Here is an 18,352-nt window from a genome sequence, read left to right on the forward strand (position 1 = left end):
AAATATGCCTGATGGTCAGCTGGTAGACACCCCCCAAGACAATTTTGAGGCTGCTCTTAAGCCCGTTGTTTATGGTTGTATTCTTTGCGGGGGGCAATCACGGCGTATGCATTATCGCGATAAAGCGCAGGTTTTGCTAAATGGTAGCCCTTTACTCAAACGGGTTTTCGAGCGCCTGGCACCACAGGTGAAAGGGGTGGTTTTGAGCGTGAACAACCCCGCTGATATTCACCGCAGTCTTGGCATTCCATTAATTGAGGATCAATTGCCCGGTCAGCTGGGGCCGTTGGTGGGGATTTTAAGCGCTATGGAGTATGTGGCGACGAACGATCCGAGCGCACAGTATTTGCTCAGCGTCGCTACAGATACCCCGTTTTTCCCAAGAGATTTAGTGGGGCAACTGCTAAAGTACAGTGCCAGTGATACAAAGCCGCGGTTGAGCGTTTGTGCCTCGAACGAGCGTGAACACCCGACCATGGCACTTTGGCCGATGCATTTGCGCCCTGCCCTTAAAGACTATCTTTTATCAGGAAAACGCAAACTGATGGCATTCACCGAACAATACGATCCGGCCATAGTGCATTTTACCGGTGTTTTCATAAATGGCTTGGAAATGGATCCGTTTTTCAATATCAATCAACCTGATGATTTGGACTTAGCACTTATGGTTGATGAAGCCTTGAGTGCGTATGAAGCAAAAATGGAATAACCCTTATGGCCCCCACTGGCAGCACTATTTCGCACCATGAAGCAATTTCGCAGATAGAAAACTATGCAAGTTGTCAATTGAATGTGGAGCAAGTGCCGCTTGATCTAGCATTTTGCCGGGTGGCTGCACATGACTTTCTTGCCGCGCGTGATGTGCCGCCCTGTGACAACTCGGCTATGGACGGGTTTGTCATCGCCCGCGGCAGCGATACTTCGCAAACACGTTTTCCTATTGTTGACGAGATTTTTGCCGGTGACGGGCGCAAGCTGACTTTGAACACCGGTGAAGCCATGCGCATTTTTACCGGTGCACCCGTACCTGCTGGCGCGGAATTTGTTTGCCTCCAAGAAGAATGCCAGATTGAGAGTTTAGAGGGACGTGAAACCGTCGTGATCCCTGAGGGGGTATCGGTTGGTGCCAATATCCGCCGCCGCGCTGAAGATATGGCGCTTGGCGATGTGGTGGTGCCCAAGGGGCGTTTTTTGCGGGCACCTGAAGTTGCCATATATGCCGCCAGTGGCCATGAGACGATTGACGTTTTCAAAAAACTGCGCGTTGGTGTTTTTTCAACCGGCGATGAACTCGTTTTGCCCGGCGCTGAGGCTGGGACGGGCAAGATTTATGATGCCAATCGCTATCTACTCAAAGGGGCGCTACGCTCTTTGCCCGTGGATATTGTTGATTTGGGTATTTTGCCAGATGATTTGGATGTGGTGCGCTCTCGCTTACAGCAGGCCAGTAAAGACTGTGATTTCCTACTCACCTCTGGTGGCGCCGGACACGGCAAGGCCGATTATGTGGGGCAAGTTCTTAAAGAACTCGGGCAAGCACGGTTTTGGCAACTGGCCATTAAGCCGGGCCGCCCGCTGATGATGGGTGAAATTGGAAATTGCCTGTTTATGGGATTGCCCGGCAACCCTGTTGCCGCCCTGATCAGCTTTATTAATTATGCCCGTCCATTAATATCTGCCCGTTGCGGAATGGCCTTTCAATTACCCTGCCCCAGCTTGCTGCCCGCACAATTTTCGATTGGCAAACGCAAGCAGGGCCGGCGCGAGTTTATTCGGGTGCGCACCGTTACAGCAGCCGATGGCCAATTGCAGCTCAAGAAGTTCAAGGGCGATGGCTCTGCCCTACTCTCCTCCCTCGCCTTTGCCGACGGGATTGCCATTTTAGACGAAGAGTTGAGCGCTGTACGCGAAGGCGACTTACTGCCCTACATCAGCTTTTCCGAGGTGGGACTTTGCGGTTAAGCAAGCGCTTTGCCGCCCCTTTAAATAAGAGAATTAGCAATATTATTTGGCTGCCGCATTCACTGCAGCCTTTTTACCGTTTTGAGTTTTTATAGTATTAAGTAAAGACTGCGTTTTGCCCGCATTCTTATCAAGCGCATTTTCGATAGAGCTTTTATTTGTAGAGCTACTCACAATCGACCAAAATCGATTTGAATTAAATTTACTCATCATTTAGTAATTTCTAAAATAATGTAACTAGGTGCTATGTTTTACTTATTGAGATTTTATTTAAAAACTTAGTTTGACAGCATTCATGTGTTCAGGCAGAAGTTTTGAGCCGAAAGAATACGGCACGAGCTCGCTCGGCCTCATGGGCATCTTGAAATGGTTAACTCCGGCTTGATGCATGGTGCCTGAGCGCTACACAAAAGGACAAAAAAATGAAAATCGCAAAATTGGCCGCTGTTGCCGTTGTTGCACTTAGCACTCTCACCGGCGCACAAGCCAAGGAATGGAAAGAAATTCGCATTGGCACCGAAGCTGCGTACCCTCCCTTTGCCTATGTAACAGCAGACGGCAAACTGGCGGGCTTTGACATTGATATGGGCAATGCCATTTGTGAGCAGATGAAGGCCAAATGTACATGGATTGCGCAGGACTGGGATGGCCTCATTCCGGGCCTGTTGGCGGGTAAGCACGATGCTATTCTAGCCTCAATGTCCATCACCGAAGAACGTAAGCAAATTATTGGTTTTTCTAAGAAATACTACCAAACACCGTCGGGTATCGCGATCCCTAAGGACAGCGATTTGACAGAGGCTACACCTGAGGCTCTAGCAGGAAAAACCATCGGTGCGCAAGCTTCTACCACCCACTCCATATATGCTGAAACCATGTTCCCCGACTCAACAATCAAGCTTTATACATCTGCCGATGAATATAAGCTGGATCTTGAGTCCGGCCGGATTGATGCAGCTATTGATGATATCATGATCTTAAGCGAGTGGGTTAAAGCAAAAGACGGTGCTTGCTGCAAAGTTTTGACCGGTTTCAAGAGCGTTCCCGAGATTCACGGGGAAGGTGCCGGTATTGGTGTACGTAAAGAAGATACCGACTTGGCAGACCAGTTCTCGAAAGCAGTAGCGGAGCTTCGCGCAAATGGTAAGTACAAGAAAATCAACGACAAATACTTTGATTTTGATGTGTACGGCGAATAATCTCCTCCTATAATCTAAGCGTAAAGGCAGCCCCTGTGGCTGCCTTTTTTTATGCGCCGCTTCGCTTTTATACGCCATTCAACGACAGGAAAGCTATACACTCACCGATCCCACCATTTTTAAATCTTATCAATAGCTCTGTTTTATCGCGTCTATGAAAATAAATCGTGCCCTTATGCGCAATAATCGTGCGTGGGATTCTTTTGCGCCTTTTAACGCTTCACCCTAAATAAGTATTTTTTCGGTAATTAATTGGTATATCAGGAAGAATTGTGCTCTATTTCTGAATTTTTTAAATAGTTACCCCCAACCTACGGCTAATTGCCACCTAATCGTACCTATTGACAGTGTTTTTGACGTGCCATAATGCAAATAATCCGTTAAATAGGTTCTCAATGAACCAATAATAATAAAAAATGACGAAATGTGACAAATGAGAGTGCGCCAAGCACTTCGCGTTAGTACAGAGGGCTTAAAATGAAATTTATGCGTTTAGCGGCCGTAGCTGCATTATCGTTGGCAACCCTTGCCGGTGTTGCTGAAGCAAAAGAATGGAAAAAGGTCCGCATGGGCACAGAGGGTGCCTACCCTCCATTCAACTATGTTGATGCCTCCGGCAAATTGACCGGCTTTGATGTTGAAATTGGTCAAGCCTTGTGCGACGAGATGAAAGTTGAATGTGAATGGGTCACTCAAGAGTGGGATGGTATTATTCCAGGTCTCGTGGCAGGTAAGTTCGATACCATTATCGCCTCTATGTCGATTACCGATGAACGTCGCCAGAAGATCAGCTTTTCTGAAAAGTATTATAATACACCACCAGCTTTGGCCGTACGCAAAGACACGGACCTAACAGGTGTTACGCCTGCGGATTTGAAAGACCGTGTGATTGGTGCCCAGTCATCGACCACCCATGCTATTTATGCGGAACAAACATTCGTAGATTCCGATGTTCGCCTATACCCAACCTCTGAAGATTATAAGTTGGACCTTGAATCCGGCCGTGTTGACGGTGTTAATGACGATATTATGGTTTTGACCGAGTGGATCGACTCCGACAAAGGTGCCTGCTGTAAAATCCTCGGTACTTATAAAACTGTTCCTTCCATTCATGGTGAAGGTGCCGGTATTGGGGTACGTAAAGGAGACGAGGACCTTGCCGCCATGTTCTCCAAGGCGATTAAAGCGATCCGTGCAAATGGCAAGTATAAGGAAATCAACGATAAATACTTCAAGTTCGACGTTTACGGCGACTAAGTGTTAGGGTTATAACCTTTTCAACAACAAGAGTGGGAGCCTCAGCTTCCGCTCTTATTCTATGCGCGACTAGGGAAAACTTCCCAGATGGAAGAATATTTGACATTATTGTCGTTTGGGCCCAATGGCTGGGGCGACGAGATCCTGCTAGGGACAAAAATGACCGTAGGGCTGGCACTGGCAACCTTACCGGTCGGATTTATACTCGGGCTTATGGTAGCTTTGGCCAAGCGATCGCAAGAGCCCTCCCTACGCGCGGCGGCCAATGTTTATACGACAATTTTCCGCGGCTTGCCCGAACTGCTGACCCTGTTTCTGGTTTATTATGGCGTGCAGATACTGGTGCAAAGCGCCGTACAATACTTTGGTTATGAGCACTTTGAAGTGAATGCCTTTGTGGCTGGTATGGTTGCCTTGGCACTGGTGTTTTCATCTTACGCGTCCGAGGCCTTTCTCTCAGCGTTTAAGGCCATTCCGCAGGGACAATACGAAGGCGCCTACGCGCTGGGGATCAGCCGCACCAAAACCTTTTGGCTGGTGATTTTTCCGCAGCTTATTCGCCTATCTTTAGCTGCGCTCAATAACCTTTGGCTGGTGCTTTTAAAGGATACCGCACTGGTTTCTATTATCGGGCTTAACGACTTAATTCGTTATTCAAATACGGCCGCACGCGTGAGTAAAGAGCCGTTCCTATTCTTCTCCGTTGCCTGCGCCATTTATCTTGTACTGGCGATGCTCTCTTCTGTTGGACTGTCACGCATTGAAAAATGGGCCAATCGCGGGGAGGTCTCTAAATGAGTATGAGTGAGCCATTTAAAGATTACATTGCCCCTTCATCGCCGCCTGTTGTTCATAATGCACGTGGCTGGAATGCAGAGCGCATTATTGGCACCACGTGGCTTTTCCTATGGATTGTTATGGGCGTTGGCCTTTTGTGGTTTATGCTGGTCAGCAATAATGTGGCACTACATGTAAGCTGGCAAGAGCAGTTTCCGTATTTTGCCCATGTGGAGCTGAGCTCTGACGCGCATTTTATCAATAAATACGCCAGCAAACTGTTAAAGGGTTTCTTTTTAACCTTACAGCTGGTTGGGCTTTCTTTGATTATCGGTGCGATGATATCGCTTCCGGTTGCTGCCATGCGCATGAGCAACATACCGGTATTGAGCCAAGTTGCTTATGTTTATGTTTACTTCTTCCGTGGCACACCACTTTTAGCGCAAACCTTCCTGATTTATTATGGTTCAGGATCGTTTATGCATTTCTTCAAAGATATCGGCGTCTGGTGGTTCTTCCGTGATGCCTGGAATTGTGCTGTACTGGCTTTTTCCCTCAATACCGGTGCGTATCAGGCGGAAATATTGCGCGGCGCTATTCGCTCTATCCCCAAAGGGCAATGGGAAGCGGCAGATGCACTGGGGCTTTCACGCATTGTAACCTTCTTCAAGATCATATTGCCGCAAGCGCTCATTGTTTCGCTACGTCCTTATGGTAACGAAATCATCTTGATGATTAAAGGATCGGCTATCGCTTCTATTATTACTATTTTGGATTTAATGGGCGAAACCCGGCGGGCATTTTCACGGACCTTCGATTTCCAAGCTTATTTATGGGCTGCATTTGCCTACCTGATAATGGTGGAATTCTTGCGGCGTGTTTGGGAACTGTTTGAAAAACGGCTGACACGTCACCTGAAGCGCTAGCGCAGATAAACTCAACTATTTACTAAGAAAGCATCGGTTGAAATACCGGTGCTTTTTTTGCTTTTGGACTTATACTGCTGGCAAAAATTCGAGGTTTGTCATGAGCGTAGTTTGTTTTTTAGGACTTGGTGTTATGGGTTTCCCCATGGCCGGGCATTTGGCGGCACAAAAGGGGTTAACTGTTCGGGTATATAACCGCACATTCGCAAAGGCCGAAGCCTGGGCGCAAAAGCATCAGGGGCAGGCTTTTGCCAGCCTACAAGAAGCGGTCTTGGGTGCAGATATTGTTTTCAGCTGCCTTGGCAATGATGACGATGTGCGGGCTATTTGCCTTGGCACTAACGGTGCCTTTGCTGCCATGAAAAAAGGGGCGCTGTTTGTTGACCACACCACAACATCTGACTCGCTGGCGCGAGAGCTTGGGGAGGCTGCCACGCTTGTAGGTATACGCTTTATGGATGCACCAGTTTCCGGTGGTCAGGCAGGGGCAGAGAATGGCCAGCTTACAGTAATGGCTGGTGGCAGCGAAGCCGATTATGCCGACGCCGAACCTGCAGTCAACGCCTATGCCAAGTACTTTGGGCTTATGGGGCCTGTTGGTGCCGGGCAGCAAACCAAGATGATAAACCAAGTGTGTATTGCCGGTTTGGTGCAGGGTCTTAGTGAAGGGGTTCACCTAGCGCAAAAGCTTGGGCTTAATATGGACAATGTTTTAGAGGCGATACGCGGCGGTGCAGCCCAAAGCTGGCAAATGGAAAACCGTTGGCAGACCATGAATGAAGGTCATTATAAGCACGGTTTTGCCGTGGACTGGATGCGTAAGGACCTCAAATTTTGTCTCGATGCCGCGGCAAGACTGGGCACGGAGCTGCCTGTTACCCAACTGGTGGACGGCTATTATCGCGAAGTACAAGAGATGGGCGGCGGTCGCTGGGATACCTCTTCATTACTGGCGCGTTTGAACAAATAACAACCATTATAATAACTTGTATCGGGCGGAGGCCCCCTCCTGCTTCCGCCCTAACACCGAATGCAAATGTATTGCGATAGACGCGTTAAGCTACTGTTGCTTTCGGTTTTTCTGCGGGCACATAGCCCAATGGCAATTCTGTTGTGTACTTGATTTGCTCCATAGCAAAAGTGGTGGAGACATCGCCAATATCGATTTTCGCGATGAGACGCTTGTAAAAGTCATCGTATGCTTCGATATCTGGAACGGCGACGCGCAACAAGTAATCGACCTGTCCGGCCATGCGATAAAACTCAACCACCTCTGGAAACTCTTGTATGACGTCGGCAAATTTTTTCAGCCAATCATCGGTATGCTGGCTGGTCGTGACCGCAACAAAAGCCGTGACTTTTGCGTTGACCTTTTTAGGGTCCAGCAGTGCCACGCGGCGCAAGATAACGCCATCCTCCTCCAGCTTTTGAATGCGCCGCCAGCAGGGCGTGGTTGACAGGCCAACACGGCGACCAATTTCGGCAACCGGTACTGTGCTATCTTCTTGTAATATCGCCAATATACGACGATCAATACGGTCAATCATTTTTACCCTCTAGTATTATTTTTAGGCCCCTAAGCTTATTTGCACGTAGTTTAACTGAGCCTAAGTTTATGGGCATGGCATAACACACTAAATGTAAAAACAATAATAGAAACTTATTTCTTTTTTCTGCTTCTATAGTAATAATTTTTATTTCAGTCAGAAATTTGAGATGTTAATATAAAAATCTACCCTATTTTAGCAGGTTCGTATATTCAATTTTTCAATCAAGCCCTAGCATAAATTACAGATTGTTCCCGATGAGCGGTGCGAGCGCTTTCCTGAGGCGTGGCAGTGTGCTTTGAGAAAACCACGGGCGGGAATTAAGTGCAGCCGAGTTGCGCCACGAAGGATGGGGGAGCGGAAAAACACTGGGCCCCAGCCCGAGTTGCTGCCGCTCTTTGGATTTTTGGTATATCTGCTCGGCCTGCTCGACCGTTTGCCACAAAGTAGGTGCTGCAAGCCCTTCCAAGTGATAGCTATGCGCATAACGACCAATGGCAATTATCAATTCAATTTGCGGCATCGCTGCATATATCTTTTGGTGCCAATGATCTTTACATTCTCTCCTTGGCGGTTTGTCACTGCCTTTGCTGTCTAGCCCGGGAAAACAAAGCCCCATAGGAACAATGGCGAAGTTTGCAGGATTATAGAATTGCTGCGCACTCACCCCTAACCATTGCCGCAACCTATCGCCTGAGGGGTCGGTAAAGGGGCGGCCTGAAGCGTGCACACGCGTGCCCGGAGCCTGGCCAGCAATACAAACTTTGGCGGTACTAGAGAGAACCACAACCGGCCTAGGCAGATGGGGTAAGGGGTGCTTATAGGGGGCTGTGAGGCATATTTGGCAAGCTTTGATTTGTTGCTCTAAAACATTCGTGTCCTGTTGGTGAGCCGGTTGACGTGACATTTTATGCCCTGCTTGGTTCGTGAGTTAGGTTTTTTATATTCTCCCTGTACTCACTTATTCTTATCATTGGTTGCTATTTTATTGATGCCGTTTACTTTGATGTTTTGATTAATCTTATTAAATTTATAGCTTTATGTAGCTGCGCCAGCTTATGCCAAGCTTTACAGCTGCATTCCCATTATTAAACCAGATAAAACATGGCGCCTAAAGCGAGAGCTTAAGCTTTTGCTTGTTGTGCCTGCTTTGCCTGCTGCGCTTCTTTCAGCTTCATGATCGCCGGCCGTTCCTGTAGCGTTTCGTAGTATTTAATGAGATGGGTTAGGTGATTGGGAATTGCGACACGTATGGGCTTGCAAAAATCCAGCGCACAATAAAGCGTTATGTCGGCAATTGAAAAACGCTCCCCCGCCAAATAGGGTACTGATTGTAAGCGGCTGTTCATGATACGCATGGCTTCAAAGACTTTCGGGCGGTTGGCCTCGCCCCATGCACGAACCTGTGGTTGCTCCAACTCTTTCATAGCTGGATGAAGGTGACGGAAAATGTTTACAACAGGCAGGAAACAGTAGAGTTCTGCACGGCGCTGCCACATTTCAACCTCAGCGCGTTCTATGGCCATAAGGCCAAACATAGACTTAAGCGGGTTCATTTCTTCAAAGTAACGGCAAATTGCAACTGTTTCTGAAAGTATTGTGCCATCGTCCAGTTCAAGTACCGGTAGCCTTTGGAAAGGATTTAACTTTGTAAAATCAGGGTGTTTTGTTGCCCCTTTCATGAAATCTACAAATACTGTGTTAACCTTAATCCCCTTTTCATTGAGAAAAATAGCAAGTCTTTTAGGATTGGGTGCGTAGGGATGAGAATAAAGTTTCATCGCGATCTCTTTGCAATCAATAGTAATTAATTGTGTCGTTTTTTATGTATTGAGTCTCACTTTGACGCAAACTGAAAGAATTAAACATCTTTGTTTAACCAAAAGGTAACCATAGATTACAGAGCAGCCTTAAGATATCCTATTATTTCTGGTCAAAAGATACTTATTTACGTCAAGGTAGTTACTAGTCAAAGCCAGAGATTGTGATGGAAAAGCACTATCAAACTACTCAGGATCCAAGCAATATTAACCGTGAGCGTGCGCAAAAACGCCGTGCCATGGCACGCCATTTACGGCGCGGCCAAGAGGCAATTGCGTTAACGCCTTCAATTCGCAGTTATTTTGAACCCGACTTGATTTTAATGTTCACCCGAAACCAGCTTTCAACCACTTATGCAATGCCTTTGCTTGCAACAGTTGTGGCATTAATTGCTTGTGTGTGGGTGGAACCTATTGTGGTGGCGCTTTGGTTCATTGTTATCCTACTGGTACAGAGCGGTCTTTATTTTTCGATTTCACACATTGAACGTCGTGTCCGGGCTGCTGTGAGCACAACTGGCATTATGAATGAGCTGTTTGCCGGGAGCGCTATTTTCTCATTAAGCTGGGTTGGCTTTTTATTGCTGAGCTTTGATGGGGAAGTGGCCGATGGGCTCTTCATTTTCCAATTTGCCACCTATTTAATTGTGGTTGCCATGAGCACAATGCTCTCATCACCATTGCCACAAGCCCAACTGGTGGCAACTGTGCCTATTAGTTTGTGTATGCTGGCATTATTTATCGCGGCAGGTGGTGCTATGCACTATGCAATGGCGGCTATGGCGGTTGGTGCGCAGGTCTTCTTCTATCTGCTTTCGCGGCAATTATATGCCAATGCACTTATTTTGCTGGAATATCGAGCCGAGAAAGACCAACTGATATCGGAACTTGAGCAAGCCAATGCCAGCTCGCAAGAATCGCGTAAACGAGCCGAAGAAGCAAACCTTGCAAAATCTCGTTTTCTTGCCACTATGAGCCATGAGCTCCGCACCCCTCTCAATGCTATTCTAGGGTTCTCAGAGGTCATGAAGGACGAGGTTCTTGGGCCAATGCATAACAGAACCTACCTTGATTATGCGCAGGACATTAACAACTCCGGTCAGCACCTTTTGAACCTGATAAACGAAATACTCGACTTGAGCCGCGTTGAGGCGGGGCGTTACGAACTGCATGAGACAGCCTCCAGCCTTGCAAACACCATGGCGGCATGCCGACATATGATGCAAATGCATGCCAATCAAAAGGGGCTTGTTATCCATGAACAATATACGCCCATGCTTCCCAGTTTATGGGCGGACGAGCGCGCCCTGCGGCAGATGATTTTGAACCTGCTTGGCAATGCGATTAAATTCACACCAGATAAAGGTGATATCTGGCTGGAAGCGGGCATGGATGCAAACAATTGCCAGTTCATACAGGTTCGTGACAATGGGCCTGGAATACCGCAAGGTGAAATACCCATGGTACTGGAGGCTTTCGGGCAAGGTGCACAGGCCATAAATAACGCTGAAGAAGGTACGGGGCTGGGGCTTTCTATTGTACAGGCTTTTGCCAATTTGCATGGTGCAATTTTTGAGCTGGATTCTAATTTTGGCAGCGGGACAACCGTTAGGCTACTTTTCCCTGCAGAACGTAGTGTAGGTGCAAGTGGCTTTACGCCAAAACCACCACCTATCCAGCAGGAGCGGCAAACTTCGCGCCCCTTCAAGGGCGATGATTTACGGCGTAGTGCCTAGCTTTTCCTAGATTGGAGAAAAGGCACAGGAGTGCGCCTTTTCAATTCACCAACCAGCCTATCAGGTGTTTTGTGCGTTCACGCCTGCATCTGCAAAGCTGGCCATACCGCGATGGGTTTGGGCTGCTGCCTTAATGATACCTGCCGCAATAGCAGCGCCCGAGCCCTCGCCAAGGCGCATGCCGAGATCAAGTAGCGGACGCCCTCCCATTGCCGCAACCGCGTTTTTATGGGACGGTTCAGCTGATGTATGGGCGAAGATACAGTGGTCCAGCGCCGTGGGATCCATTTGGTGCAAAATAGCAACCGCAGACGAGGTGACAAACCCATCAATCACTACCGGGACTTGCTGCATGCGAGCGGCGAGCACAACGCCGGTCATAGCGGCGATTTCACGCCCGCCCAAACGGCGCAGAACCTCTAGTGGGGGCTGGGACTTTGGCCCGCCAATACGCGTTACTGCCTGTTCTACGATTTCAATTTTATTGTTTAAAGATGCACCATGCACACCCGTACCCGGCCCGACCCAGTCTTTCGCACTGCCACCATAGAGCGCATAAAAAATAGCCGAAGCCACTGTGGTGTTGGCGATGCCCATTTCCCCCAGACACAACAGGTCGGTGCCACCGGCTAAAGCCTCCATACCAAAGGCCATAGTTGCCGCGCAATCGGTTTCTGAAAACGCATCTTCCTCGGAAATATCGGGGGTTGGCATGTCCAGCGCAAGCTCAAATACTTTCAGGCCTAAATCGTAGGCTTGGCAGAGCTGGTTGACAGCTGCACCACCTGCGGCAAAGTTTTCGACCATTTGCCTTGTCACTTCTTTAGGAAAGGCACTGACCCCTTTGTCTGCCACACCGTGATTGCCTGCAAACACAGCGACCAGAGGACGGGCAACATTGGGCTTTGGTTGCCCTTGCCAAGCGGCCAGCCACTCGACAATTTCTTCAAGGCGGCCGAGTGAACCAGCTGGTTTGGTTAGTGTTGCTTCGCGCTGGCGCACAGCTTCGACTGCTTTTTTATCCGGACCAGGCATTGCATTGACCAAGTTACGAAAATCGTCAAACGGCAATGCGGAGTTGGCAGGGTTCATTAATATCTCCAAAAAACTTTATTTGTTTACAGTGGGGTCGTTGAATGTTCTATAAGTCTCCTGCAGAAAATTACAAATAGCGCTTTCAGCGTATACCGTGATTATACGTGGCTAAATGGTTATAGACTGTTTTTTAAATATTACTTTTGCATAGATACGCTAGCATTTGAAGGAAATGCCAATGTCAATTGAAGATAGCCATGGGCCCGAGACGAAAGAGAGACTGCCAATACATCTAGAAGCTGCTGTTCTTGTGCGCTTTTTTTCTCGCCTCCCCCTGCCCCAGCTTTGTTCTCGTGATGATTTGTTACGTGCGCCGGATTTTCGACAAATGACGCGGGCACTGCCATTTGCAACGGCTATTATCGCTTTTCCTGCATTTCTTAGTATTGCTGTATTAGGAGCCAGTGCCCTACCTGCTTTTTTGTGCGGCATAATTGGCTGCGCTGTGGGGGCTGCTGTTACCGGAAGTTTGCATGAAGATGGGTTTAGTGATGTTTGCGACGGCTTTTTTGGCGGCGCAACAAAAGAACGACGGCTTGAAATAATGAAAGATAGCCGCATCGGAGCATTTGGCGCTTGTGGTTTGTGCCTTGCGCTTTTGTTTCGTGTTGGGGCGATTGCCGCGCTTGTGAACACCCTATCGCCCTTTTGGGCGGCCTATGTTTACTTGTGTGCCGAAATTGCCAGCCGGTTTGCAATGGCCGTATTATGGGCTGTAATGCCTGCGGCCTATGAGGGGGGCTTGGGCTCACGATTTGGTAAACCAAGTGGGGCAGCTCTGTATTGGGCTCTGGCTGGTACTGTTTTATTCCTGCTACCGCTGTTGTTTGCTGGCTTGGGGATCAATATAGTATTTGCGCTCACCTTTAGCATAGCCGCTACTTTTTTTCTCAAGCAATTAGCCCATATTAAGGTTGGCGGGATCACCGGCGATGTTTTGGGTGCATGTCAGCAATTGAGTTTGATGTGCTTTTTCTTTGGTTGGTTGCTCATTGGCGGATAATTGCCCCAATCTGCCTTTTACAATAGGAATGAAGATGGTTTCCAAGCAGCAAATTGTTAGCCCTTGCAACGGCATTTGCACTATTGATCCCCTGCTCCAGATATGCCGGGGCTGCTATCGAAACCTTGAGGAAATATCGCAGTGGCGAGAAATGAGTATGGGTGAAAAAGAGGCTTTACAGAAACAGCTCGTATTGCGCGAGAAAAAATACTTTAAGGACTTTGGAGAAATATAATGTTTTATAAGCTTGGCCTTGCTGTCATCATTACCGGAGTTATCGGCGGGCTGATAATTTCAAATTATGGTAGCGGGGAAGCTACAGAGCTGTTGAGTGATGATGGCCCACGGCTGGTTGCACTTATTGCCATGCTGATCGTTATTGGTGGATCATTTTTAGCGGAGCCCTCAGGCTGGCTGCGCGGGATTAAGGACCTACTCATTTGGGGCGGAATTGGCGTTGTTCTCATACTGGGTTACAGTTTCCGCCATGATTTTGAGTACTTGAAAAATCGTTTTTTAGCAGAGTTCAACCCCGAAGCTGGTTATACTACACGTACTGGTGCGCTTGCGGTGCCTATTGGCGAAGACGGCCATTTCCACGTTCGTGCCACAATTAACGGTGCCGGAATACCGCTTTTGGTTGATAGCGGTGCCAGCCGTTTGACTTTAAGTGCGCAAGATGCCCTTACCGCCGGATTTAATGTTGAGGATTTACACTACACCAAAGCGGTTTCGACCGCCAATGGGCGGGCAATGGTTGCGCTTGTTAAGGTGGACTACATTACAATCGGCTCAACAACCCTAAACAATGTGGAAGCCATGGTGAGCAAACCCGGCATGCTGGAAAGCTCGCTTTTGGGCATGAATGTACTGGAACGCTTTGGTAACTGGCGGGTTGAACGTGGAACACTTTACATTGGCGAGTAAAGCTTAATATCGTTTGGCAGGCATTAAGCCTGCCATTATCGGCCTATGAGCGGATATTTACGACCACAAACTATAGGCAAAGCGCAGACAAACAAGCAGCAAGAAGATACCAAAGGTGACTTCCATTTTTCGCTTAGGTAATGCATGAGCCAATTCCGCCCCCTTGGGAGCCATGAATAACGAGAGCGGAATAATGATGGCCACGGCTGCTATGTTTACATAGCCCAATGATAGTGGTGGCAAATCCGGCTCTCCCCAACCTGCCCAGATCATACCCAGTACACCTGGAATTGAAATCAGCACGCCAACACCTGAGGAGGTGGCAATGGCTTGACGTAGGGGCCTGCCGTAAAGGGTCATGAATGTATTGTTCATAACACCGCCACCTATCCCCATCAGGGTACAGAAGAAGCCGATCAACAACCCCACAAAAATGCGTAGCGGTCCTTTGGGAATATCGCTACCCAGTTGATAGTTCCCACGCCCGAAGATCATACGCAATGCCACCATAAAGGCGATAAACATAAAGATGAGTTTGAGTTGGTCGCCCGATATTTGTGCCGCAAGTAAAGAGGCGATAACAACACCTGCTGGTATGGTGAGCACCCAGCTTTTGAGCAGTGCCAAATCTGCCGCTCCTTTGCTTTTATGAGCGGCAAAGGAACGCAGTGATGTGGGCACGATGACACCAAGGGACGTTGCCACACAGACATGCATTAGTACCGTTTGGGATACCCCAGCAATACCCAGAGCTGAAAGAAGTACCGGCACCAAAACAGCGCCACCGCCAACACCAAACAAACCCGCCAGAAAACCAGCCAAAGCGCCCGAAGCGACAAGCGAGACGATGAGAACCATCAGCTCATTAAGTTGCATTTCCATCGAATATTCCTGGATTTCGCCCTAATCATTAAGTTATCAATTAATCATAACTCTAAGAATGGTGAGTATTAGTGACTATGTGCTTTTGTAGGTATTTTAATCTCCCAATACGCTTTATTAAAATTAAACCTTATACGTAACTAATAAAAGCAATCTTTTTAGATATAGATTTCATATTAACGCTTTAATTGTTTACGTTTCAGTTTTGAGAATGTTAGGTACTTTCTGATTTTTCGTGACAATCTTGTTTTTCGGTTTAATTGATTCTCAATTGATAACATCCGCTGTACGGTTTCACGCACGACATATTGTTCAAAAGTTAGCTGAGGCAAACGATTTGCTATTAACTCTTGAACATAGTATTTTGCTAATTCTACAAAATTATCGTTTCTCGAATCTAGAAACAACTCACTCCTTAAGTCTCTCGCTTGGTTAACAAGTTCTTTTTCTGTAATAAATGCTTGAGAGATTGTATCCTCAAGTTCATTTTTGTTTTCGAAATACAGGCCGATTTCATCACGTCGACGATATTCAATCGAATTTAAGTTAAATTTCTGCAACCCAATTTTACTAGTAATGTCTCCATGATAGAGAACAACAGGTTTTTTAGCATAAATAGCATCAAAAATAGCTCCGGAAAAATCGCTTATTACTAAGTCCGAAACATCTAATAGATTTCTTTGATCCGCATCGCCATTCATTAAATGCTTAATTCCATGATCCTTAGCTGTTTGCATCCATTGAAGGCTGTCTTTTTCATTGTTATGGTGCATTTTTATTATAATGTTATATTTTTTACAAAGAAGCCCAAGTTGATCTATCAGGCTTTCAAATGAGCCTAGCTCTCCGTATGTTGGCATATACAGTATTGTTTTTTTATTTACATCAAGCAAAAGGTGTTGCTTGTTTTTTCGGCGTTGCTCTTCAGACGCCTCATTTTTCCAATTCGAGAATTTTATATTGCCGACTGCATAACTTGGAGAGAAGTGTGATACTCTTTGAGCTGAATAGGCTCCAAACATCAAATTTAAATCAGCAAGTGAGCGCCATTCTCCATAATTGTGCCTCTCTTTAGCTAGCCCATACTGAACTGAAATGAGCCTTGTTTTTACAAGTTTTTCAATATTTGGAAAAGGCGCCTGAAAAAAAAGTAAATCAATTTCACTATTTATAACACCAACTTTGGAGCGGTGTATGATTCTAATTTCATTTTTATAATTTAGTAATGCGTCTTTTTCCCGCGCATTGTCACCGCGATCTAAAAAAATAATAGTCGCATTTGGATATGCTTCGATTAAATGGCTGAAGTGATACAGCTGAAATGAATTCCAAACAATAAATCCAACTTTTGCATCATTCATTTAATTAGCCTTTGGAAAAAATCGGCTTCTCGCTGCCAATTATGGTAGTGTATTATGCGTTCAGGGATATCAGTATAATAGTGGGTGTCAAAGTCATTATCTTTTGAAAAATGAGAGAATCCATAGATTTTCTCTTTTGGAAACTCACCATTAATTTTATAAATCCAATATAGTAAAGCCAACCCAGTACTGGGTAGGCAATTTAAACTACTAATTAGCTCTCTAAATATTTCGGATGGAATTGTTGTAAAGCTGCCGTTAAGATTTTGTAAATTTGGATAGTAAGCAAGAGGGTTTAAACGTTTATTTTCAAAATTATTTGAAGCAATAATAGTGAATTTATTATCAGAACTAAAATCTGATTTTATTTCTCCGTTTGCAATTCTGACCCATACGTTTTGCTTCTTACCGCATCGCTTTTCCTGATTAACATCATAATTATTAAATCTAATAATTACATCATTACTATCAATATCATCACTTGACTTGTTGGATAATCCTAGTGTTCCATTTCCAACAATACAAATACTATTTCGGTTATTAGAAATATGCTCTTCAAAATACTTTCGACTTTCAAGTATTTTTATATATAATCTACTACCATTTAGACAGTTTTTATAACCGCGCCATTTATTAATATAGACAACATGCTGAAGAAATACTGGTAATGTTGCTTCAGATTTAATTGTTAGCTGATCATATATATTTCGTGCTATTTCTAGGTGGTTATTTTTTATAAGAATCGTTATTGCCTTAATTCTCTGAGAGTTATTTAAATATGTAGAAAATTCATGGTTGAAGAATAGTTTTTCGAAGAGCTCTAGCTTTACTTCTTCATAGGAGTTTATTTGAGTGATATAATCAGCGTATCTGAAGACGGCGTTTATCTCGTTGGAAACAGCTGCACCTCTCAAGTATTCCCCAGTAACATCTGAATATACTCGGGACCTTAAAAGCCTATCACCTAGTAAATATTTAGTATAATTGCACGATTTGTGATTAAAAAACTGCTTAATCAAGTATGAAAAATTCGCATCTAAAGGCTTTACTCTAATAACAATATAGGCAATTGACTTTTGTAAAACGTATTTAATGATATTAGCGCTTGGAATTTCAATACATTTTTTAATAATTCTAATAATTATTTCTGGTAATTTCTTTAGTAAAAAAAATCTATAGAACTTATACCTTTGATAATACAACTTTTGAAAAAACTGAATGAGACTAATGGATTGCATATAGATTAATCAGGCTGATGCTTTTATGTTTTCGAGTACTTCAGATGTGGAGATTCCCTCAGTACGGGGTAGATATATGACATCACATAAATTTTTAAAGATATCGAAGCGTCCTTTCCAGTCGTCTCCCATGACTAGAATATCCGCTTGGTTATTTTTAATGTAATCACCTTTACTTTCTAGCGAATGTTCCAAAAAAACTTCATCAACATATTGTAAAGATTTAACTATCTCCATTCTTTCAAACTGTGAGTAAATAGCCTTCTTTTTTTTCTTTTGTAAATTCAGAGAATCTGTTGATACACCGACTATTAAATAATCTCCCAACATACGTGCGCGCTGCAAAATGCGTACATGACCGACATGAAGAACGTCAAAAGTACCAAACGTAATTACGCGTTTCATTATATTTTCCAGTTTAAAGGTAATCATGTTATTTGTGTCTATTAATAACAGAATTGTAAATCGATAAACAAACAACGTTTTATTATGCACATATTTATAAATTTGCTGTAATTAGTATTCTCGGGAGGTATTCCCCCCGGAAATTGATTGAGTTTAAAAGTAGAGATATTGTTGCCTCATATTGAGGACTAGTTTTATGAAGAAATCTCGGTTTAGC

Annotated in this window: 20 protein-coding genes; 11 read left to right on the plus strand and 9 right to left on the minus strand. The window is 45.4% G+C overall.

All coding sequences use genetic code 11. The annotated features are described in order from the left end of the window. Nucleotides 1-4: 4 nt before the first annotated feature. Nucleotides 5-709 carry a molybdenum cofactor guanylyltransferase MobA gene (gene mobA, locus AYK67_RS03085; RefSeq protein ID WP_068082138.1) on the plus strand — a complete coding sequence of 235 codons (705 nt, stop codon included), beginning with the start codon at nt 5-7 and terminating at the stop codon, nt 707-709. Nucleotides 710-714: 5 nt separating this feature from the next. Further along, entirely contained in the window at nt 715-1,962 is a 1,248-nt protein-coding gene (locus AYK67_RS03090) for a molybdopterin molybdotransferase MoeA (RefSeq protein WP_082735605.1), read from the plus strand. A 42-nt stretch (nt 1,963-2,004) separates the two neighbouring features. Here AYK67_RS03090 and AYK67_RS17055 read toward each other — a convergent pair whose 3' ends face one another. Next, nucleotides 2,005-2,175 (minus strand): hypothetical protein, encoded by a 171-nt coding sequence (locus AYK67_RS17055; protein ID WP_162265072.1) that lies wholly within the window; start codon nt 2,173-2,175, stop codon nt 2,005-2,007. A gap of 209 nt (nt 2,176-2,384) precedes the next feature. Here AYK67_RS17055 and AYK67_RS03095 point away from each other — a divergent pair, with 209 nt between their 5' ends. The 5 genes from AYK67_RS03095 to AYK67_RS03115 all read left to right on the plus strand — a co-directional run bounded on the left by AYK67_RS03095 (nt 2,385) and on the right by AYK67_RS03115 (nt 7,091). Further along, nucleotides 2,385-3,161 carry a transporter substrate-binding domain-containing protein gene (locus AYK67_RS03095; RefSeq protein ID WP_068082140.1) on the plus strand — a complete coding sequence of 259 codons (777 nt, stop codon included), beginning with the start codon at nt 2,385-2,387 and terminating at the stop codon, nt 3,159-3,161. A 477-nt stretch (nt 3,162-3,638) separates the two neighbouring features. Then, the gene (locus AYK67_RS03100; protein ID WP_068082143.1) at nt 3,639-4,418 is read left to right on the plus strand and encodes an ABC transporter substrate-binding protein; all 780 of its coding nucleotides are present in this window, start codon (nt 3,639-3,641) and stop codon (nt 4,416-4,418) included. Nucleotides 4,419-4,505: 87 nt separating this feature from the next. Beyond that, nucleotides 4,506-5,216 carry an ABC transporter permease gene (locus tag AYK67_RS03105; protein WP_068082146.1) on the plus strand — a complete coding sequence of 237 codons (711 nt, stop codon included), beginning with the start codon at nt 4,506-4,508 and terminating at the stop codon, nt 5,214-5,216. Next, on the plus strand, nt 5,213-6,121 hold the full coding sequence (locus tag AYK67_RS03110) for an ABC transporter permease (RefSeq protein ID WP_068082150.1): 909 nt from the start codon (nt 5,213-5,215) through the stop codon (nt 6,119-6,121). The genes AYK67_RS03105 and AYK67_RS03110 overlap by 4 nt, the downstream gene beginning before the upstream one ends. A 100-nt stretch (nt 6,122-6,221) precedes the next feature. Then, nucleotides 6,222-7,091, plus strand: coding sequence for an NAD(P)-dependent oxidoreductase (locus AYK67_RS03115; RefSeq protein WP_068082153.1), 870 nt, complete (start codon nt 6,222-6,224; stop codon nt 7,089-7,091). 85 nt (nt 7,092-7,176) lie between these two features. Here AYK67_RS03115 and AYK67_RS03120 read toward each other — a convergent pair whose 3' ends face one another. From AYK67_RS03120 to AYK67_RS03130, 3 genes are all read right to left on the minus strand, one after another. Next, a complete protein-coding gene (locus AYK67_RS03120) occupies nt 7,177-7,665 on the minus strand; it encodes an Lrp/AsnC family transcriptional regulator (RefSeq protein ID WP_173645096.1) in 489 nt (162 codons plus the stop codon). Nucleotides 7,666-7,909: 244 nt separating this feature from the next. Beyond that, on the minus strand, nt 7,910-8,575 hold the full coding sequence (locus AYK67_RS03125; protein ID WP_068082158.1) for a uracil-DNA glycosylase family protein: 666 nt from the start codon (nt 8,573-8,575) through the stop codon (nt 7,910-7,912). Nucleotides 8,576-8,792: 217 nt separating this feature from the next. Continuing rightward, complete coding sequence (locus AYK67_RS03130) at nt 8,793-9,449, minus strand: glutathione S-transferase family protein (RefSeq protein WP_068082161.1); 657 nt, start codon at nt 9,447-9,449, stop codon at nt 8,793-8,795. A 206-nt stretch (nt 9,450-9,655) separates the two neighbouring features. Between AYK67_RS03130 and AYK67_RS03135 the strand changes: the two genes are divergently transcribed. After that, the gene (locus AYK67_RS03135; RefSeq protein ID WP_068082164.1) at nt 9,656-11,224 is read left to right on the plus strand and encodes a sensor histidine kinase; all 1,569 of its coding nucleotides are present in this window, start codon (nt 9,656-9,658) and stop codon (nt 11,222-11,224) included. A gap of 60 nt (nt 11,225-11,284) precedes the next feature. Here the strand turns inward: AYK67_RS03135 and cobT are convergent, their stop codons facing one another. After that, the gene (cobT, locus tag AYK67_RS03140; protein WP_068082167.1) at nt 11,285-12,316 is read right to left on the minus strand and encodes a nicotinate-nucleotide--dimethylbenzimidazole phosphoribosyltransferase; all 1,032 of its coding nucleotides are present in this window, start codon (nt 12,314-12,316) and stop codon (nt 11,285-11,287) included. Between the two features lie 181 nt (nt 12,317-12,497). Here cobT and AYK67_RS03145 point away from each other — a divergent pair, with 181 nt between their 5' ends. The 3 genes from AYK67_RS03145 to AYK67_RS03155 are packed head-to-tail and all read left to right on the plus strand — an operon-like array spanning nt 12,498 to nt 14,249. Beyond that, on the plus strand, nt 12,498-13,322 hold the full coding sequence (locus AYK67_RS03145; protein WP_068082170.1) for an adenosylcobinamide-GDP ribazoletransferase: 825 nt from the start codon (nt 12,498-12,500) through the stop codon (nt 13,320-13,322). A gap of 34 nt (nt 13,323-13,356) precedes the next feature. Next, nucleotides 13,357-13,557, plus strand: coding sequence for a DUF1289 domain-containing protein (locus tag AYK67_RS03150; protein WP_162265073.1), 201 nt, complete (start codon nt 13,357-13,359; stop codon nt 13,555-13,557). Next, nucleotides 13,557-14,249 carry a retropepsin-like aspartic protease family protein gene (locus AYK67_RS03155; protein ID WP_068082176.1) on the plus strand — a complete coding sequence of 231 codons (693 nt, stop codon included), beginning with the start codon at nt 13,557-13,559 and terminating at the stop codon, nt 14,247-14,249. Before AYK67_RS03150 ends, AYK67_RS03155 begins: the two co-directional genes overlap by 1 nt. 57 nt (nt 14,250-14,306) lie before the next feature. On the opposite strand, the gene AYK67_RS03160 is transcribed toward AYK67_RS03155, so the two are convergent. The 4 genes from AYK67_RS03160 to AYK67_RS03175 form a co-directional block, all read right to left on the minus strand. Further along, the gene (locus AYK67_RS03160; RefSeq protein ID WP_068082177.1) at nt 14,307-15,131 is read right to left on the minus strand and encodes a sulfite exporter TauE/SafE family protein; all 825 of its coding nucleotides are present in this window, start codon (nt 15,129-15,131) and stop codon (nt 14,307-14,309) included. Between the two features lie 176 nt (nt 15,132-15,307). Beyond that, a complete protein-coding gene (locus tag AYK67_RS03165) occupies nt 15,308-16,492 on the minus strand; it encodes a CDP-glycerol glycerophosphotransferase family protein (RefSeq protein ID WP_068082179.1) in 1,185 nt (394 codons plus the stop codon). Beyond that, nucleotides 16,489-17,406, minus strand: a complete 918-nt coding sequence (locus tag AYK67_RS03170; RefSeq protein WP_162265074.1) for a glycosyltransferase family 29 protein — start codon at nt 17,404-17,406, stop codon at nt 16,489-16,491. The genes AYK67_RS03165 and AYK67_RS03170 overlap by 4 nt, the downstream gene beginning before the upstream one ends. A gap of 333 nt (nt 17,407-17,739) precedes the next feature. Further along, entirely contained in the window at nt 17,740-18,135 is a 396-nt protein-coding gene (locus tag AYK67_RS03175) for an FAD synthase family protein (protein ID WP_068082183.1), read from the minus strand. Nucleotides 18,136-18,352 lie beyond the last annotated feature (217 nt).

The organism is Polycladidibacter stylochi (genome assembly GCF_001562055.1).
In the GTDB taxonomy this organism is placed as follows: domain Bacteria; phylum Pseudomonadota; class Alphaproteobacteria; order Rhizobiales; family Stappiaceae; genus Pseudovibrio; species Pseudovibrio stylochi.

What these genes read in the sequence shown, in the direction of transcription:
- mobA (WP_068082138.1), top strand. Translation starts at nt 5, where the DNA reads ATGCCTGATGGTCAGCTGGTAGACACCCCCCAAGACAATTTTGAGGCT.
- AYK67_RS03165 (WP_068082179.1), bottom strand. Translation starts at nt 16,492, where the DNA reads ATGAATGATGCAAAAGTTGGATTTATTGTTTGGAATTCATTTCAGCTG.
- AYK67_RS17055 (WP_162265072.1), bottom strand. Translation starts at nt 2,175, where the DNA reads ATGATGAGTAAATTTAATTCAAATCGATTTTGGTCGATTGTGAGTAGC.
- AYK67_RS03130 (WP_068082161.1), bottom strand. Translation starts at nt 9,449, where the DNA reads ATGAAACTTTATTCTCATCCCTACGCACCCAATCCTAAAAGACTTGCT.
- AYK67_RS03145 (WP_068082170.1), top strand. Translation starts at nt 12,498, where the DNA reads ATGTCAATTGAAGATAGCCATGGGCCCGAGACGAAAGAGAGACTGCCA.
- AYK67_RS03115 (WP_068082153.1), top strand. Translation starts at nt 6,222, where the DNA reads ATGAGCGTAGTTTGTTTTTTAGGACTTGGTGTTATGGGTTTCCCCATG.
- AYK67_RS03095 (WP_068082140.1), top strand. Translation starts at nt 2,385, where the DNA reads ATGAAAATCGCAAAATTGGCCGCTGTTGCCGTTGTTGCACTTAGCACT.
- cobT (WP_068082167.1), bottom strand. Translation starts at nt 12,316, where the DNA reads ATGAACCCTGCCAACTCCGCATTGCCGTTTGACGATTTTCGTAACTTG.
- AYK67_RS03160 (WP_068082177.1), bottom strand. Translation starts at nt 15,131, where the DNA reads ATGGAAATGCAACTTAATGAGCTGATGGTTCTCATCGTCTCGCTTGTC.
- AYK67_RS03090 (WP_082735605.1), top strand. Translation starts at nt 715, where the DNA reads ATGGCCCCCACTGGCAGCACTATTTCGCACCATGAAGCAATTTCGCAG.
- AYK67_RS03150 (WP_162265073.1), top strand. Translation starts at nt 13,357, where the DNA reads ATGGTTTCCAAGCAGCAAATTGTTAGCCCTTGCAACGGCATTTGCACT.
- AYK67_RS03110 (WP_068082150.1), top strand. Translation starts at nt 5,213, where the DNA reads ATGAGTATGAGTGAGCCATTTAAAGATTACATTGCCCCTTCATCGCCG.
- AYK67_RS03100 (WP_068082143.1), top strand. Translation starts at nt 3,639, where the DNA reads ATGAAATTTATGCGTTTAGCGGCCGTAGCTGCATTATCGTTGGCAACC.
- AYK67_RS03175 (WP_068082183.1), bottom strand. Translation starts at nt 18,135, where the DNA reads ATGAAACGCGTAATTACGTTTGGTACTTTTGACGTTCTTCATGTCGGT.
- AYK67_RS03155 (WP_068082176.1), top strand. Translation starts at nt 13,557, where the DNA reads ATGTTTTATAAGCTTGGCCTTGCTGTCATCATTACCGGAGTTATCGGC.
- AYK67_RS03125 (WP_068082158.1), bottom strand. Translation starts at nt 8,575, where the DNA reads ATGTCACGTCAACCGGCTCACCAACAGGACACGAATGTTTTAGAGCAA.
- AYK67_RS03105 (WP_068082146.1), top strand. Translation starts at nt 4,506, where the DNA reads ATGGAAGAATATTTGACATTATTGTCGTTTGGGCCCAATGGCTGGGGC.
- AYK67_RS03135 (WP_068082164.1), top strand. Translation starts at nt 9,656, where the DNA reads ATGGAAAAGCACTATCAAACTACTCAGGATCCAAGCAATATTAACCGT.